The 17,475-nt window shown below is 32.0% G+C and carries 12 protein-coding genes and 1 tRNA gene; 6 read left to right on the forward strand and 7 right to left on the reverse strand.

Translation table 11 applies throughout. The features are described 5' to 3' along the window. Positions 1 to 60: 60 nt before the first annotated feature. From QZZ48_RS08250 to QZZ48_RS08265, 4 genes are all read right to left on the reverse strand, one after another. Complete coding sequence (locus QZZ48_RS08250) at positions 61 to 333, reverse strand: DUF1294 domain-containing protein (protein WP_294964228.1); 273 nt, start codon at positions 331 to 333, stop codon at positions 61 to 63. 9 nt (positions 334 to 342) lie between these two features. Further along, a complete protein-coding gene (locus QZZ48_RS08255) occupies positions 343 to 531 on the reverse strand; it encodes a hypothetical protein (RefSeq protein ID WP_294964230.1) in 189 nt (62 codons plus the stop codon). Between the two features lie 265 nt (positions 532 to 796). Next, positions 797 to 961 (reverse strand): hypothetical protein, encoded by a 165-nt coding sequence (locus tag QZZ48_RS08260; RefSeq protein ID WP_294964232.1) that lies wholly within the window; start codon positions 959 to 961, stop codon positions 797 to 799. Between the two features lie 459 nt (positions 962 to 1,420). Then, positions 1,421 to 1,504, reverse strand: a tRNA-Leu gene (locus QZZ48_RS08265). Between the two features lie 118 nt (positions 1,505 to 1,622). Between QZZ48_RS08265 and QZZ48_RS08270 the strand changes: the two genes are divergently transcribed. From QZZ48_RS08270 to QZZ48_RS08280, 3 genes are all read left to right on the forward strand, one after another. Then, complete coding sequence (locus tag QZZ48_RS08270; RefSeq protein WP_294964235.1) at positions 1,623 to 3,764, forward strand: flagellar biosynthesis protein FlgL; 2,142 nt, start codon at positions 1,623 to 1,625, stop codon at positions 3,762 to 3,764. Positions 3,765 to 3,875: 111 nt separating this feature from the next. Then, the gene (locus tag QZZ48_RS08275) at positions 3,876 to 6,086 is read left to right on the forward strand and encodes a DNA translocase FtsK (RefSeq protein WP_294964238.1); all 2,211 of its coding nucleotides are present in this window, start codon (positions 3,876 to 3,878) and stop codon (positions 6,084 to 6,086) included. Further along, positions 6,086 to 6,478, forward strand: a complete 393-nt coding sequence (locus QZZ48_RS08280; protein WP_294964240.1) for a hypothetical protein — start codon at positions 6,086 to 6,088, stop codon at positions 6,476 to 6,478. The genes QZZ48_RS08275 and QZZ48_RS08280 overlap by 1 nt, the downstream gene beginning before the upstream one ends. A 30-nt stretch (positions 6,479 to 6,508) precedes the next feature. On the opposite strand, the gene fumC is transcribed toward QZZ48_RS08280, so the two are convergent. Continuing rightward, entirely contained in the window at positions 6,509 to 7,903 is a 1,395-nt protein-coding gene (gene fumC / locus QZZ48_RS08285) for a class II fumarate hydratase (protein WP_294964241.1), read from the reverse strand. Between the two features lie 188 nt (positions 7,904 to 8,091). Here fumC and acnB point away from each other — a divergent pair, with 188 nt between their 5' ends. Continuing rightward, entirely contained in the window at positions 8,092 to 10,659 is a 2,568-nt protein-coding gene (acnB, locus tag QZZ48_RS08290; RefSeq protein WP_294964243.1) for a bifunctional aconitate hydratase 2/2-methylisocitrate dehydratase, read from the forward strand. Positions 10,660 to 10,719: 60 nt separating this feature from the next. Here the strand turns inward: acnB and lolA are convergent, their stop codons facing one another. Then, complete coding sequence (gene lolA / locus QZZ48_RS08295; RefSeq protein ID WP_294964245.1) at positions 10,720 to 11,235, reverse strand: LolA-like outer membrane lipoprotein chaperone; 516 nt, start codon at positions 11,233 to 11,235, stop codon at positions 10,720 to 10,722. Positions 11,236 to 11,413: 178 nt separating this feature from the next. On the opposite strand from lolA, the gene secA reads away from it, so the two are divergent. Then, complete coding sequence (secA, locus tag QZZ48_RS08300) at positions 11,414 to 13,987, forward strand: preprotein translocase subunit SecA (protein WP_294964247.1); 2,574 nt, start codon at positions 11,414 to 11,416, stop codon at positions 13,985 to 13,987. Next, entirely contained in the window at positions 13,984 to 15,186 is a 1,203-nt protein-coding gene (locus QZZ48_RS08305) for an ABC transporter permease (RefSeq protein ID WP_294964250.1), read from the forward strand. Before secA ends, QZZ48_RS08305 begins: the two co-directional genes overlap by 4 nt. A gap of 6 nt (positions 15,187 to 15,192) precedes the next feature. On the opposite strand, the gene QZZ48_RS08310 is transcribed toward QZZ48_RS08305, so the two are convergent. Further along, positions 15,193 to 17,475, reverse strand: a 2,283-nt coding sequence (locus QZZ48_RS08310; RefSeq protein ID WP_294964252.1) for an AsmA-like C-terminal domain-containing protein, incomplete at its 5' end; no start/stop codon positions are given.

Here is a 17,475-nt window from a genome sequence, read left to right on the forward strand (position 1 = left end):
AATACAAAACTCCGTATGAAGTGTTTTTCAGTGAAATGAGTAAAAGATTAGCTAGCTAATTTAGGTGGAAATTGCACTTGTTGTTGGAATTGGCGTCTTAATAATAAATGAAGTTTTTTTTATTTTATGTCTGAAGGTAAACATAGCAAGTACAGATCCAACTGTTCCTCCGAGTAAAGTTGATATGAGTAGTTTATTCTCAGATATTCTTTGAGGTTTTTTATGGATGTTTAATGATAATAACTTATCGTATGCATAGAGTAAAAAAGATATTGAATTTATAAATATTAAATATATTTGAAAATAGCTTAGAGCAAAACTAAAATATATCATTTGAAGACTTTATCTAAGAGAATCTTTAGCTACTTCAAAAACTTCACCGTTTTCATCTTCTACAAGTGCTATTGCGCCTTTAGAATCATTAAATACAGTAATCAACTTTACCAATGAACCATTGTAGTTAAATTTTTCCTCTTTAACATTATGAAGTTTTTGCGAGGATATAGTTGACGTGTTATAAAATTGTTTCATTTACTACCTTTATATTTTAGAATATCAATTATTTTTGATAAATATTATATTTGTTAGTAGCATAATGCATACCATTAAGATAAACCATTCATATCTTTACGGTGATATTTTATTGCAAATAAAGCAGGCATTTAAATTTGAAATGCCTGCTTGTAGAGTTTTTCAAGGTTAATATAGTTTTTGCTTTTGTACATTTTTAGTCTTACTTTGTTGCTTTATAAGCCTCGGTCTTGTTTCACTATTTGCCTACAAGGTAGGGCGCATATTACTGTGTATCTTTTTCTAAACCTCTTAATGACTTAGAAGAAGCTTTGTTAGCTCTATCATAAGCTCCGTCGTCATGATAGACATTATTATAAATATCTTTACCAGAACAAGCACTTAATACAAGACCTAAAATAACCAATATAGTAAACGTAAATATTTTCATTACATCTCTCCATTTCATAAATATAAGAGGAGTATAACATACTCATTCATTTACTCATGTATGCCATTAGGCCTTACACTAACTTTGTTAAAGCAAGTGGTATAGATTTGGACACTTTTCACACTTATACAAATAGCATATTCTATATTGAAAATCTAAGGCGATAAATTGTAGCTGTTTTGTAACGGCAAACACACTGTATCATAATAAGATGTTACAATTTTTACTTAAACCCATAGATATATATATTAGGAGTTACACTATATTTCGGGATAGTTTTTTTCTTATAAATTCTACAATTTATTTATATATATAAATCGTTTAAAATTACAAAGATTAAAGAGAAGTGAATTAAGGTGATTTTTTTTACTGATAGTATCAGTAAAAAGCTATAAATATCACTGATAGTTTGATTTTTTATTGTTTGAAAAGCTCTATTTATAGGGTTTTGTAGGTTGGTGGTACCAGAGAGGGGATTTGAACCCCTAAGCCCGAAGGCAGCGGATTTTGAATCCGCCGTGTATACCATTCCACCACTCTGGCTTGTGAGATGGAATGATAGTGATTTATTACTTAAAAGTAAATAATATTGATTTATCAATTATATGGAACTTTAATTGCTAGTATTCTCTAATATGATTAAAGCAAACGGAGGTGCATTATGAGAGTTACATCATCTATGTATTATGATAACTTATATGGATCTAATAACTCAAAAATAAGCCAAAACCTTTTTGATGTGAATAAGCAGATATCATCTGGACTGAAAATTCAGTATGCAAAAGATGACGTTAGAACATTTGCTGAAACTATGAGACTAGACAACGAACTTGCTACTCTTGCTCAGATTAAAAAAAGTACAGAGAGTGGTTATAAAGTTTCTAATCAAACAGATGTTGTACTAAATGAGTTTGGTTCTACCATGGAAAGAATGAGAACTCTACTTATTCAGGCTGCCAATGGAACACAAAGTGATTCATCACTTGATGCAATATCAAATGAACTCAGAGTAATAGAACAGCATTTTATAAACTTATCAAATACTTCTATCAATGGTCAATATCTATTTTCTGGAACTGATGTTGATACTAAACCAATTTCTCCTGATGGACTATATAATGGAAATGATGGCTCTTTAGAAGCATTTTTAGGTTCAGGAACTAAGCAACAGTACAATATATCAGGTTCACAATTATTTTTGGGAGAAGAAATCCTAACAAAAAGAATGATTTCAACAAATGTTATAGAATCAAATTTAAGTGAAAAATATAACTTTGCTACAGGAGTTGATAATAATACACCAGCAAATCCTATACAAGAAAGCGATACTATCCGTGATTTAATGGGTGATACAGATACTTTTATAGACAAGGAAACTAATAAACATCATTTTTATATCAGAGGTACTAAAAATGATGGTACTACATTTAAAGAAAAAGTTTCTATGAAAGATGATGATAGCGTTCATGAGCTTTTAACTAGAATTGGTGATACTTATGGAAATACTCCAAATTTAAATATTGTAAATGTAAGCTTGAATAAATCAGGACAAATAGTAATAGAAGATAAGATAAAAGGTTCTAGTAAGATAGACTTTCATATTGTTGGAGCTGTTGATTTTGATAGCAAAGGCCCAGATGCAGCCAATGTAGATAATATTAATTTACTAGATTCTGGTGAAACTAATTTCAAAGAGATTATGAATCCAACTTTTCCTCCTGCAAACAATCTATATGTAAAAGAATTTGTAAAGTCAGGACTTGAATCTTCACTTGGAGCACCAGCGAAGCTAGAAGCTTTAGTTTACGATAGAACAATGTTTTCAAAAGATGGTTCTAGTTTATCGTCAAATGTTGCTCAGATTTTAAATTCAGATAATTCTTTTGCTACGGGGTCTACAAAAATTTCAGAAGTTGCTGATCTATCTCAACCTCCTTCTGTTGGGTCTCTTGATGGAACACAACTCAAACTCACTGGAACAGATGTTAGAGGTGATGACTATAATGTACAGATAGATTTAGCTACATCAGGAACAACATTTTCATTAGATGGTGGTCTTACAAACTTTAATATATTTACTATAGAAGAGCCAAGATCAGCAATTCCTGCAGATAATATGACATATCAACAACTTATGGATGTAGTTAATATGGTAGTAAGCAACAACACTCCCTTAGTAACAATTGATGAGAATAATCCAAATCTAAAAGTTCCGACAAACGTTCCATCAGATTATGATGATGCAGTAAAAGCTTCAAAATTTAGTGGGAATACTTTTTTGAGTCATGATGGAAAAATAAACTTTAGAGAGATAGGTACAAATGATACTCTAGTCTCTATAGGAATCAATGATGCAAGTAGTGGTGACTTTAGAGTTGGTACTTCAACATCTGTAGTATCATTTAATACTAACAATAGTATTGCGATAATAGATGCTAAAACAGATTTTTTTAGAGAAATAGATGAAATAATTACTTCAGTTGAAGATCATAAAACTCATCCAGATTCTGAAAATGGTAGTATCAGAAACTTAGGAATGGAAAACTCTATTGTTAAAATAGATGCACTACAAGACCACCTTATTAGATCGCACTCTATGGTCGGTGCTCAATCTAATGCTCTAGAAAGAGCAAAAGAGAGAACAACTCTATTGGAACTTAGTACCAAAACTCTTCGCTCAGATGTACTTGACACTGATATAGCAGAGTCACAACTTAATTTATCGCAATTAAAAAATAATTATGAAGCAATGCTTTCAACAGTAGGTAAAGTTTCAAAGTTAAATTTAGTCAATTATTTATAAATTTTTTACTATTTTAACTCATTGCAAATTGTCAAAAAAGTTCCGTAGTGGAACATTTTTGGCTATACTTCATCTATAAAACACTTATCTATATTTTAAAGGCAAAATGATTTGAAAGAGACCTTATTTATCGTAACATTTGGAGTTTTAATCTATCTTGGATTTGCAACTATCTTTGGTGAGAGTGGACTTATTGGAAGCTATGGCTCTATCTTCGCTTCATATAATAATGAATATTTTGGATATATATCTTATGTATATTTACTCTCACTTTTAATACCCTTGTATTTTCTTTACAGAGACACAAAATTTAGTTTTAGAAAACTAGAAATTTGTGTAGCTTCTTTTTTAATGTTTTTCTCTTTTCTTTTAGCTCAAGCTTTACTTGTGGAAAATGAACTCAGAGGAGCTACAGGAGGAAATTTTGTTGATTTTTTATCTCCATATATTGGACTTTTTGGACTTTGGGTTTTTTGGTTTATTATTGCTTCTGTTTCAACTTTGATACTACTAGATAAAAGTATGGATGAAGTAACGCTATGGTTTTCCAAGTTAATAAGAAATGCTATGCCAGCACCAAAAGCTCAGTTAGAGTTTCAAGAAAATGATAATAGTAATGATGTATATGATGAACCAGCATATTTGAGAAAAAAAGAAGATGTAGAAATTGAAAAAGAAGACTCTTTTAATGTAGAAGATGCACAGCAAGAAGAACTTACTATGCTAGTGCCTGAAGAGTTCGATATAAAACGTGAATCTAAGATAGAAGAGCCTATTAAAGAAGTAAAAATAGAGACTAAAGCACATACTATTTTAGAGGTAGCATCTAAGGTTAAAGAGCAAAAAAATGCTCTAATTGTTGAAGAATTAGAAGAAAATGCAAAGCTTTTAGAGGGAATGGAAAAAGGTGAAGTAGAAAAACCAAAGAACTTTACACTACCATCAGTTGATTTTCTTCAAAAACCAAACAAAACTGGACATAGTGTAGATGAGAGTGAAGTGGATGATAAGATTCGTTATCTTATAGAAAAGCTGGCTCACTTTAAAATAGATGGTGATGTTGTTAGAACTTATGCAGGACCTGTTGTGTCTACTTTTGAGTTCAAACCAGCTGCAAATGTTAAAGTAAGTAAGATACTAAATCTTCAAGATGATTTAGCAATGGCTCTCTCAGCTGAGACTATCCGTATTCAAGCACCTATTCCTGGTAAAGATGTTGTAGGTATAGAGATACCAAATGAGACGGTTGATACTATATACTTAAGAGAATTACTTGATTCTAAACTATTTAAAGAGTCTGCATCTCCACTTACTATTGCTTTAGGAAAAGATATAGTTGGTAAGCCGTTTATAACAGACCTTAAAAAACTTCCGCATCTTCTTATAGCAGGAACTACAGGAAGTGGTAAAAGTGTTGGTATAAATGCGATGATATTATCTTTACTATATAAAAATTCACCAGACCAGCTTAGACTACTAATGATAGACCCTAAGATGCTAGAGTTTTCTATATATAATGATATACCGCATCTTTTAACTCCTGTTATTACTAAACCAAAACAAGCAATCGTAGCTCTTAATAATATGGTCTCAGAAATGGAACGACGTTATGAGCTTATGAGTGAGACAAGAACCAAAAATATAGAAAATTATAATGATAAAGTAAAACGTGATGGTGGAGAACACTTTCCGTATATTGTAGTAATTATTGATGAGTTAGCCGACTTGATGATGACAAGTGGAAAAGATGTTGAGCATTCTATTGCAAGACTAGCGCAAATGGCAAGAGCATCTGGTATTCACTTAGTTGTTGCTACCCAAAGACCTTCTGTTGACGTTGTAACAGGTCTAATTAAAGCAAACTTACCATCTAGAATATCATATAGAGTAGGGCAAAAAGTTGATAGTAAGATTATTTTAGACCAAATGGGTGCAGAGTCACTTCTTGGTCGTGGTGATATGCTGTTTACTCCTCCGGGCTCTACTGGTTTAGTTAGACTTCACGCCCCATGGAGTGAAGAAGATGAAATAGAAAATATAGTGAATTTTATAAAGTCTCAAAGAGATCCAAACTATGATAAAAGCTTTTTAGTAGAAGAAAATGAACTAGAAAGTGGCTCTAAACATGAAACTTATGAAGAGTTAGATGTATTATATGCAGATGCTAAGAATGTAATCTTAACAGATAGAAAAACATCTATCTCTTACTTACAAAGAAAGCTTCAAGTTGGATACAATCGTTCAGCTAGAATAATCGAACAGTTAGAAGGAGAGGGCGTCTTATCATCTCCAAACACTAAAGGCGTTCGTGAAATACTATAATGATTAAAGCACACTTAGTATTTACAAAGTACCATAACTCTTATCGCGTAGATGTTAAAAATCTTGAAAAGCTCTCAGTTGAGCAGATTAAAGAGTTGCAAGATTTTGTAGATAATAGAAAAGGTATTTTTGACTTTACTTCTTACAGCTTTGTCATCCAAAAGAGAGTAGAGTTTTACCAGTTTGTGGCATTAATAGAATGTACAAATATTAAAGCTAGATGCGAAGAGTATATAACTGAAGTTAAATCTGAGCCTAGAATTGGTTTTGGTCAATATAAAGGCATGTGTTACAGTGACCTTGCAAACTCATATATGCTTTGGTTAAAGACAAACTATCGAGGCTATGATAGAGAACTTGTAGATGCAGAGTTAAAAAAGAGAAATTTATAACTCTGCGCTAGTCTTATAAAATATTTTTCATTACTCTTTAGGACTTATCATATTTTGAGGAACTACCCACTCTTTAAACTGTTTTTCCGTTAACAATTCCAGAGCTAGTGCCGCTGCCAGTAAAGTTGAACCATCCTTATGTGCTTTTTTAGCAATTTTTGCTGCATTATCATATCCTATGTGTGGATTAAGTGCTGTTACAAGCATAAGTGATTCATCTCTTAGTTTTGCAATACGCTCTTCATTTGCAGTTATTCCTACTATACATCTATCTGTAAAACTTTGACAGCCATCAGCAAGTAATTGGATTGATTGTAATAAATTGTAAATCATTACAGGTTTAAATACATTTAGTTCAAAATGCCCGTGTGCTCCTGCTATAGAAATAGTTGTATGATTTCCCATTACTTGTGCAGATATCATTGTAAGCGCTTCACTCTGTGTAGGATTGACCTTTCCGGGCATAATAGATGAACCAGGTTCATTTTCTGCCAAAGAAATTTCTCCGATACCACATCTAGGTCCAGATGCTAAGAAGCGAATATCATTAGCAATCTTCATTACACTTACTGCAATTGTATTTAATGCTCCACTTGCTTCCACTATAGCATCATGCGCGGCAAGTGCTTCAAATTTGTTTTCCGCTGTAATAAATGGAAGTTTTGTAGTTTTAAAAACTTGATTAGCAAATGCAACATCAAAACCTTTTATAGAATTTAGTCCAGTTCCAACAGCAGTTCCACCTTGAGCAAGTTGAAGAAGGGCAGGCAGTATTGCTTCAACTCTGCGAATGGAGTTTGAAACTTGTGCGGTATACCCTGAAAATTCTTGTCCTAATGTTATAGGAGTTGCATCTTGAGTATGAGTTCTACCTATTTTTACTAAATGATCAAATGATTTAGACTTTTTGTCTAGTTCTTCATGCATATGCTTTAAAGCTGGAAGTAGTTTATGTGAAATTTCTTGGACAGCTGCTATGTGCATGGCTGTTGGAAAAACATCATTTGATGATTGTCCCATGTTGCAGTGATCATTTGGATGTACAGGATCTTTAGAACCTATAACTCCACCAAGAATTTCAATGGCACGATTAGAAATTACTTCATTTGCATTCATATTACTTTGAGTTCCAGATCCTGTTTGCCATATGGATAATGGAAAATGTTCATCAAGCTTACCTTCTATGACTTCACCAGCAGCTTCAACAATGGCTTCTCCTATATTGACATCTAATACACCAAGTTCCATATTTACTTGGGCACATGATTGTTTTACTATTGCTAAAGCTTTTATAAGAGGTTTAGGCATTGTTTCTATACCTATTGGGAAGTTTATAAGTGATCTAGCCGATTGAGCGCCATAGTACATATTTGATGGTACTTCTAGATTTCCAAAGGAGTCACTTTCAGTTCTAAATAAATTCATTCTATTTTCCTTAGTTAAAGTATAAAGTTAATAATATCATAAAAAGTTATATCATTTGTGCTGTAAAATCATAAATAGTGTTACAGAAGTTGACATTTTGGTGAAATATATGTGTATTTTTGTAACATTATTTAATGTGACTGAGTTATTAGGTTATAATAAATTCAAATTTAAATACAGGACAGACTATGGCATTTTTAGAAGATTATAAAGCACATACAAAAGAGCGAGCTGCTCTTGGTGCTCCACCTTTAGCGCTAACTGCTGAAGAGACAGCAGAGCTTGTTGAATTATTAAAAGCGTCACCAATAGTAGAACAAGACTATGCAATGGATATATTTGAAAATAAAGTCCCTGCTGGTGTTGATGACGCTGCTTATGTAAAAGCTGCATTTTTAAATGATGTAGTTCAAGGAAATGTTTCTTGTGAATCTATAGATGCTGTAAAGGCATGTCAAATTTTAGGACTAATGCTAGGTGGCTTTAATGTTACTCCATTAGTTGAAGCACTTAAGCTTGATACTAACGTTGCAAATGCTGCAGCTGAGCAACTTAAAAATACAATTTTAGTATATGACGCATTCAATGATGTAAAAAGATTAATGGACGCTGGTAATGATAAGGCTTCTGAGGTTGTTAATTCTTGGGCAAATGGTGAATGGTTCACTAATAAACCAGAGATGAAAAAAGAAATAACAGTAACAGTTTATAAAATTCCAGGTGAAACAAATACAGATGATTTATCTCCAGCATCTGAAGCATTTACGAGAGCTGATATTCCTATTCATGCAAAAGCATTTCTAGTAAGTAGAATGGAAAATCCTTTAGATACTATGCTAAAATTAAAAGAAAAAGGTCACCCTTTGGCATATGTTGGAGATGTAGTAGGAACTGGCTCATCAAGAAAATCAGGAATCAACTCTGTTCAATGGCATATGGGTAAAGATATTCCAGGTATCCCTAATAAAAGAACAGGAGGTATCGTTATTGGTGATATTATCGCTCCAATTTTCTTTAACACTGCAGAAGATTCAGGATGTATTCCTATTGAAGCACCAACTGCTCAACTTAATACAGGTGATGTTATTACTGTTAAACCATTCGAAGGTACAATTGAAAAAGAAGGAAAAGTAGTTTCAACTTATGAAATTGCTCCAAATACTCTTCCAGATGAAATGAGAGCTGGTGGACGTATTCCTCTTATTATTGGTAAGGGTTTAACTGCTAAAGCTAGAGAATCACTAGGTATGGATGCTGGTAATATATTTATGACTCCTTCGCAACCAGCTGATAATGGTAAAGGTTTTACTTTAGCACAAAAGATGGTTGGTAAAGCTTGTGGAATCGAAGGTGTAAAAGCAGGCGTTTACTGTGAGCCAATAGCGACAACTGTAGGATCTCAAGATACAACTGGACCAATGACAAGAGATGAGATTAAAGAATTAGCGGCACTTAATTTTGGTGCTGATATGACTATGCAATCATTTTGTCATACTGCTGCGTATCCAAAACCAGCAGATATTAATCTTCAACATACTCTTCCAAAATTTTGGACTGAAAGAAAAGGTTTCATTCTTCGCCCAGGTGATGGAGTAATTCACTCTTGGTTAAATAGACTTTGTCTTCCAGACACTGTAGGTACAGGTGGAGATTCACATACTCGTTTCCCAATTGGTATCTCTTTTCCTGCTGGTTCAGGTCTTGTAGCTTTTGCTGGTGTTACAGGTATGATGCCTTTAACTATGCCAGAATCAGTACTTGTAAGATTTAAAGGTAGTATGCAACCTGGTATTACTCTTCGTGATATGGTAAATGCTATTCCTCATCAAGCTATTAAAGATGGTCTGTTGACTGTTGAAAAAGCTGGTAAGAAAAATATTTTTGGTGGCCGTGTACTAGAAATTGAAGGTTTAGAAGACCTTAAGTGTGAGCAAGCATTTGAGCTTTCAGATGCTTCTGCAGAGCGTTCAGCTGCTGCATGTACAGTTAAGTTAAATAAAGAACCAATTATTGAGTATTTAAATTCAAATATTGCTTTAATTGATGAGTTAATTAAACAAGGTTACGAAGATGCAGCTACACTAGCTCGTAGACGTGATAAAATGAAAGACTGGGTAGCTAATCCAGAACTAATGCAAGCTGATTCAGATGCAGAATATGCAGCGGTAATCGAAATCGATATGGATTTAATTACAGAACCAATCTTAGCTTGTCCAAATGATCCGGATGATGTTAAAACATTAACTGAAATCCGTGCTGCTGGTTTAAGAACTGAAATTGATGAAGTATTTGTTGGTTCTTGTATGACAAATATTGGATTATTCCGTGCACTTGGTGAAATTCTAAAAGGTGAAGGTCCAGTTAAAAATAAACTATGGGTTTGTCCTCCAACAAAAATGGATGAGAAAACTCTAACAGAAGAGGGTTATTACTCTGTATTTGGTATGGCTGGAGCTCGTACAGAGATTCCTGGTTGTTCTTTATGTATGGGTAATCAAGCTGCTGTTGCACAAGATGCATGGGTATTTTCAACTTCAACTAGAAACTTTGACAATAGACTAGGTAAAGGTTCTCAAGTTTATCTTGGATCTGCTGAACTTGCTGCTGTTGTTGCACTTAAGGGTGCTCTTCCAACACCAGAAGAGTATTTAGAAATAGTTTCTGGAAAGATAACACCAGAAATGACTGATACAGTTTACAAATATCTTAACTTCAATACAGTTACTCAAGAACAATTAACTGCAATGATAAAATAAACATAACGACGCAATTTCTGCGTCGTTACTCCTCTTCCCATACAATTATATACTTTTTATCTAATCTCTTATTACATCAAACTCTAAAGGGTAGTTTGGAATAAAAAGTTCCATATTTATTTTTTGATTTTGTTCTTGATTTTTAAACACTATTTTAACTTTGTTTTCAAATTCATCTACATATGAAATAGTCTCAATTATTTTATTTTTTGTAGTTATAGTAAATTTTGATTCTTTGTAGTGAGCTTCAAATACATTTTTTTCTATTTTTTTTGCATTTTCTATCATGTTAAAGAAGTCTAAGTTTGAGTTAATCTTTCTTATAATAACTTGTTCTATCTCTGGTTCAACTATCGTAACGCTATATTTATTAATAAAAACATCTTTGTTTATTGGTTTAGTATAGTTCCATAAAGCATTTTGCGGCTTAGAAGCTGCTACATGACCCTTATATACTAACGATTTATCTTTATCGTCTGTAACACTTTGTGTAAAATCAGCTTGAAATGAAGTGAGACTATCAAAAGATGCAAAGGCTAGGGTAGAAGATAAAAGTAATGTGAATAAATGTTTCATAAAGCTCCTTAATTAGGGAAATTATATCTAAGTGGCCGTTTACATATTATTTAGTATGAACTTTTCATAGTTTCATTTTTAAATTTATGCAAATTATAATTATTACTATGATAGAATAAGAGCAATTTCAGTGACTACTATATAGTAAATTATATAGTAGTCTATAACAAGGTTGAGAATGCTACAGGCATTAATAGGTAAGATCTTTGGTACATCAAATGATCGCGAATTAAAAAAATACGTAAGAAGAGTTAAAAATATAAATGCTTTAGAAGCTAAGTATGAAGTTCTAAGTGACGATGAATTAAAAGAGGTGTTCTTAGAGTTAAAGAACAGTGTTTTAAATGAAGAAAAAACTTTAGTTGATGCTTTAGAAGATTCTTTTGCCATTACTAGAGAAGCTGCTAAAAGAGTTCTTAATATGAGGCACTTCGATGTTCAGCTAATAGGGGGTATGGCCCTTCATGAAGGTAGAATAGCTGAGATGAAGACAGGTGAGGGTAAAACACTTGTAGCAACACTTGCAATTGTCCTAAATGCTATGACAGGAAAGGGTGTTCATCTTGTTACTGTAAATGATTACCTTGCATCTAGAGATGCGAGTGAAATGGGTATTTTATATAACTTTTTAGGTTTTTCTGTAGGAACTGTACTTGAGAGTAATTCAGAACCTGAGTTAAAAATAGAAGCTTATAAATGTGATATTACTTATGGTACTAATAATGAGTTTGGGTTTGATTATCTAAGAGATAACATGAGTTACTCAGCAGATCAAATGGCTCAAAGAAACCATAACTTTGTAATCGTTGATGAAGTTGACAGTATCTTAATAGATGAAGCTAGAACACCACTTATTATCTCTGGACCAACAAATAGAGCTCTTGAAGATTATAAAATTGCTGATGGCATAGCTATGAAACTTCTTAAAGATGAGCACTTTACTGTAGATGAAAAAGATAAAGTCATTCTTATTACAGAAGAGGGTATTACTAAAGCAGAAGAGCTTTTTGGTGTTGAAAATCTTTACAGTGTTGAAAATTCATCTCTTCCTCACGCACTTGACCAAGCACTTAAATCTAATTATCTTTTTGAAAAAGATGTTGACTATGTTGTAAATGACGGTGAAGTTGTAATTGTTGATGAGTTTACAGGTAGATTAAGCGAAGGTCGTCGTTTTAGTGAAGGTCTTCACCAAGCTCTTGAAGCTAAAGAAAATGTTGAAATCAAAGAAGAAACACAGACTCTTGCGGATATTACATTCCAAAATTATTTTAGAATGTATGATAAGTTAGCAGGTATGACTGGTACAGCTGAGACAGAGGCTACAGAGTTCGCTCAAATATATTCTCTTGACGTTGTATCTATTCCGACTAATATCCCTATCACAAGAGCTGATTTAAATGATCTTATTTATAAAACTGAAGATGAAAAATTTGCTGCAGTTATTGAGACTATTAAAAAACTATCTAAAACAGGTCAGCCTGTTTTAATTGGTACAGCTTCTATTGAAAAATCTGAAGTTTTACATGAAGTTCTTAAAAAAGAAAAAATTGCCCATACTGTATTGAATGCTAAGAATCATGAGCAAGAGGGTGAAATCATCAAAAACGCTGGTTCTAAAGGCGCTGTAACTATTGCTACAAATATGGCGGGTCGTGGTGTTGATATTAAAGTAAATGATGAAGTTAAAGAGCTTGGTGGTCTTTATATTGTAGGTACAGAAAGACATGAGAATCGTCGTATTGACAATCAACTTCGTGGTCGTTCAGGTCGTCAAGGTGATGCAGGTACTACACAATTTTACTTATCTTTAGAAGATAATCTGCTTCGTATTTTCGGATCAGACAAGATTAAGTCAATTATGGAAAGACTTGGTGTTGAAGATGGCGAGTATATTGAATCAAAAATGGTAACTCGTGCAGTTGAAAAAGCTCAGATGAAAGTTGAAAATATGCACTACGAAGGTAGAAAGCAGATTGTTGAGTATGATGATGTAGCTAATGAGCAAAGAAAAATTGTGTATAAGTTTAGAAATCAACTTCTTGACAAAGAATTTGAAATTATTGCAAAAATTGATGAAGTTAGAGCTGACTATGTAAATAATATTTTAAATATTTGTGATATTTTTGATGGTGGTGCAAAAGAAGACTTTAATATTAAGAAATTATCTGAGTTGTTAAAAGAAGAATTGAATTTTGATCTTAATATTGAAGAATATTCTTTATTAGAGTATGAAGAACTTCAAGAAAGTGTAACTTCTACAATCAAAAAGTCATATGATGAAAAAATGAGTGTATTAGAAGAAGAAGTTCAACATGATATTGCAAGAGAGCTTTATCTAAAAGAACTTGATAGCGCATGGAGAGAGCATCTATACGCTATGGATAATATGAAAACTGGTATTAGACTTCGTGCATATAATCAAAAAGACCCACTTGTAGAATATAAAAAAGAGAGTTTTAACCTTTTCACGGAACTTATAAAAGATATTAAATTTAATACAATTAAAACTCTTCAAATTATCCAGTTTAAAATGGAATCTCCAGAAGAAGAGGCTGTAAAAGTAGCAGAACAACTTGAGCTTCAAAGAAAATTTGATGAAGCAGCAAGACAATTAAATCATCAGTTACAAGATAATAATCCTGTAGAAAAGAAAGTTTCTAGAAATGAGCCTTGTCCTTGTGGTAGTGGCAAAAAATATAAACAATGTTGTGGAAAGAGCGGCCCTAAAAAAGGTGCTTTCGCGTCTTGAAGACATTAATTGTTCCTTACCTTGTCAAGCGTTTCTTGCGCTTTGACAAAGATCAACCCTTTATCTTTCTATCTGCATTACTTGCTTTTTTAGGCATTACTCTTGGTGTTATGGTTCTTTTAATTGCTATGGCACTTATGAATGGTTTTGACAAAGAATTTAAGAAAAAACTCACAATTATGAATTACCCCTTAACTGTTATACCAAAGTTCTACGGTGCAGTCAATGAAGATCTTCTTATAGATTTAGAAACTAAATTTCCAGAGCTTAACTTTAGTCCATATGTTCAATCATCTATTATGGCTAGAAGTGGGACAAAACTTGAAGGTGGATATATCTTTGGTGTTGATTTTGAAGATGAAGCAAAAGTAAATAGTGTCTTAGCGAAGACAATAGAAAAAACAAAATTTTCAAAATTCGATGTGCTTATAGGCAAAAGTTTAAAAGATGAGTTTAATCTATATACTGATGATAAATTAATGTATATATTCACCCATGTAGAACCAGGTGGTTTCTCTATAACACCAAAAATAAAACGCTTTAAAGTAAAAGGTATCTTTGATTCTGGATTGAGCGCTTATGATAAAGCATATAGTTATACAACGCTTTCTTCTATGCAAGCAATGCTTAGCATGCCTTCAAACCAATATGATGGAATTCATATTTTTTCAAATGATCCTCATTCAGATATAGTGAAAATCAAAGAAATTCTTCCTGTTAGTGTTACTGTAAAAGGTTGGTGGGAAGATAATGTTAATTTTTTTGCAGCATTAGAGTTAGAAAAAGCCTCTCTTTTTATCGTTTTAATGCTTATTATTTTGATTGCTGCTATAAACATAGTATCTTCACTATTGATGACCGTTATGAATAGAAGAAGCGAGATAGCGCTTCTTCTGTCTCTTGGTGCTACTACTGCAGAGATTAAAAAGGTATTTTTATATCTAGGTATTGTTATCGGAGTTGGAGGAATTTTATCTGGAATAGTTTTTGGTATGAGCGGATTGTGGATATTAAGTACTTTTGATATTGTATCTCTGCCTAAAGATGTTTATCCAACAACTACATTACCACTAGACTTAAGTCTTAAAGACTTCTTTCTTATTGTTATTGGAGCCTTTGTAATTGTAATTGCATCATCATATTATCCAGCTAAAAAAGCAAGCGAAGTAGATATTTTAACTGTTTTAAGAAACGAGTAAAATTATCTACTCTTTCTTTTCTTCTACTTCATCTTCATCACTTCCAAATAAGTGAAAGGGTAGAAGTAAAGTTCTTTTAATGATATTTAAGGGAGCTACTATAATATCTTGAGCTATTAGACTCTGAACATCTGGGTCATTTAGTTTACCACTAACTTTCATTGAAGTAGATATACTATCTTCTCCAAATAATATATAACCAAATAAAGGTATCTTTGAGATACTACTTCCTAAGTCTGTTTTTAGATTTAGATCTATATCAATACTATTTTTAACAAAACTCGCAGTTCCTTTACCAACAATATCCATCTCTTTAGAATCAAGAGAAATGTCACTTATATTAAATATATCATCCTTAGAATGAAAGTTCATGTAAGTACTTTTTACTTCCAATCCATTACTACTATATCCTGGAAGTGAAAAAGTTATGAGAGATGGTATAGTATTTACAAATGCTAAAATATTATTTAAAGTTTTATAGTCTATTATAATAGTATCTTTGATATGCATAAGTCCATTGTAGTCATTAATAGATCCAGCCATAGAAAAAGACAAGTCTCCACCTTCAAAGTCTGAGAGAGCAAATAGGTTATCCATAAATTCATCATTGAAATTATTTCCATACAGATAAAACTTACGATCTTTTAACTTAAAACCAGCATATCCTTTTTTATGTTTTAACTGAGCAGTAGTAATGTTATTGAAATACTGTACATGGATAGTATCAGATATAGCGTGCCTATCCTTACTAATATATAAGTAGCATTTATTCGCATCAAAGATGATATTTTTACCTGCTTGTGAAGTAGAATTTCTGTCACCAACATAGTTAAGAACTTCGTCTACATTTAGTCCTATATTATTTGCAGTAACTTTTATATCATTAGCAATTTTTACATCAACCGAATTATTAATATTTAGTAAGATATCGTTTGAATGGCTATTTATATGACCTTTTACAATATAATTTTGGATAGGTTCATTATTCTTTACCATAAGTTTATATGGATATTTTGTATGTGCATATAATTGAATGTCTTTATCTGTAGAGTCTTTATAAACACTAAAGTAACCGTTAGTTACATTATAGTCTTGTAGTAGTTGTGATTTTTTTGCTATATTCTCTAATGACTTAAACTTTAACTTCCACCCTTTATCTTCTAAAGTAAAGAGTGCATTGACTTTTTTTGCTTCTATCTCTGTTTTTTTCTTATTAGACATAATGTGAAGTTCTATATCATCTTTTGAAGAAAAAATTTCTCCTAGAGTTTTGTTTTTAAAATTTAATTTTTTTAGTTGAATAGTTCCGGTATCATTTTTAAATTGATACTTAGCGTTAAATATAGCATCCGCTAAGCCATCTATATTAGCAGTTGAGCTTAAAACTTTAAACTCATTTTGATCAATCTGTATAGATGTGTACTCAAGTATATAGTCTAGAGAATTAGCATTAAACCTTATCTCATCATTTGACGTAATAAAAAGTTTTTCATCATAAACAACCTGCAATGAAGCACTTGATTGGTCCATTTTAACGTCATGAAGAGTAAACTTTAAAAGATCAACTTCAAAATCTGCTCTGATAGGATTAAGAGCTAAGGTGCCTGTTGCATAAGCGGAAACAAGGTTATTAATTTGTAATGGAGTTGTAGGAATTGTTGCTGTAATAGTTTTTAAGTCAAATGGCATAGTTAGTTCGTCAATATCAACAACTTTACCCTTAAATAACCATGAAGATTTTTTTGATTCTATAGTATCTTCTTTATTTGAAATATTATATGTAACCTTTAATGGTTTATCTATATTATTTAAACTTAGATCTAAATCCTTAAAATTTACATCTAAAACATCAAATCCAATAGTTCCTTCATTTTTCTTAGCATTAAATCTTACATCAACATTTGCTGTTGCTATATCTTCATATTTTGAGTACATATTATCTATCTTTACATCATAATTGTGTAAGAATATATGTGCATTAAATATATCTATATTTAAGCCAAGATAGTTAAAATTTGCTTTTTTTGTGAAAAAATCACCCTTTGCAGTTACATCTATATTTCGCAAGCCAACTTCTATTTTAAGGTTAGTATCAACACTACCGCTGTTTTGCAAGAAGGGAAGATTGATTTTATATGTTTGGAGTAGATGCAATAAGTCTTGATTTACCTTACCTTTAAATAGTAAAAACACTGTTAGTAGTTCTTCTTTTTTTGTAAAATCAATTTTTATCCAACTCTTATTTAAATAAAATCCATACTGATATGCTTTTTTGGGTCTAATATATAA

Origin of the sequence: Sulfurimonas sp. (assembly GCF_016744025.1) — a bacterium.
Taxonomy (GTDB): Bacteria; Campylobacterota; Campylobacteria; order Campylobacterales; family Sulfurimonadaceae; genus Sulfurimonas.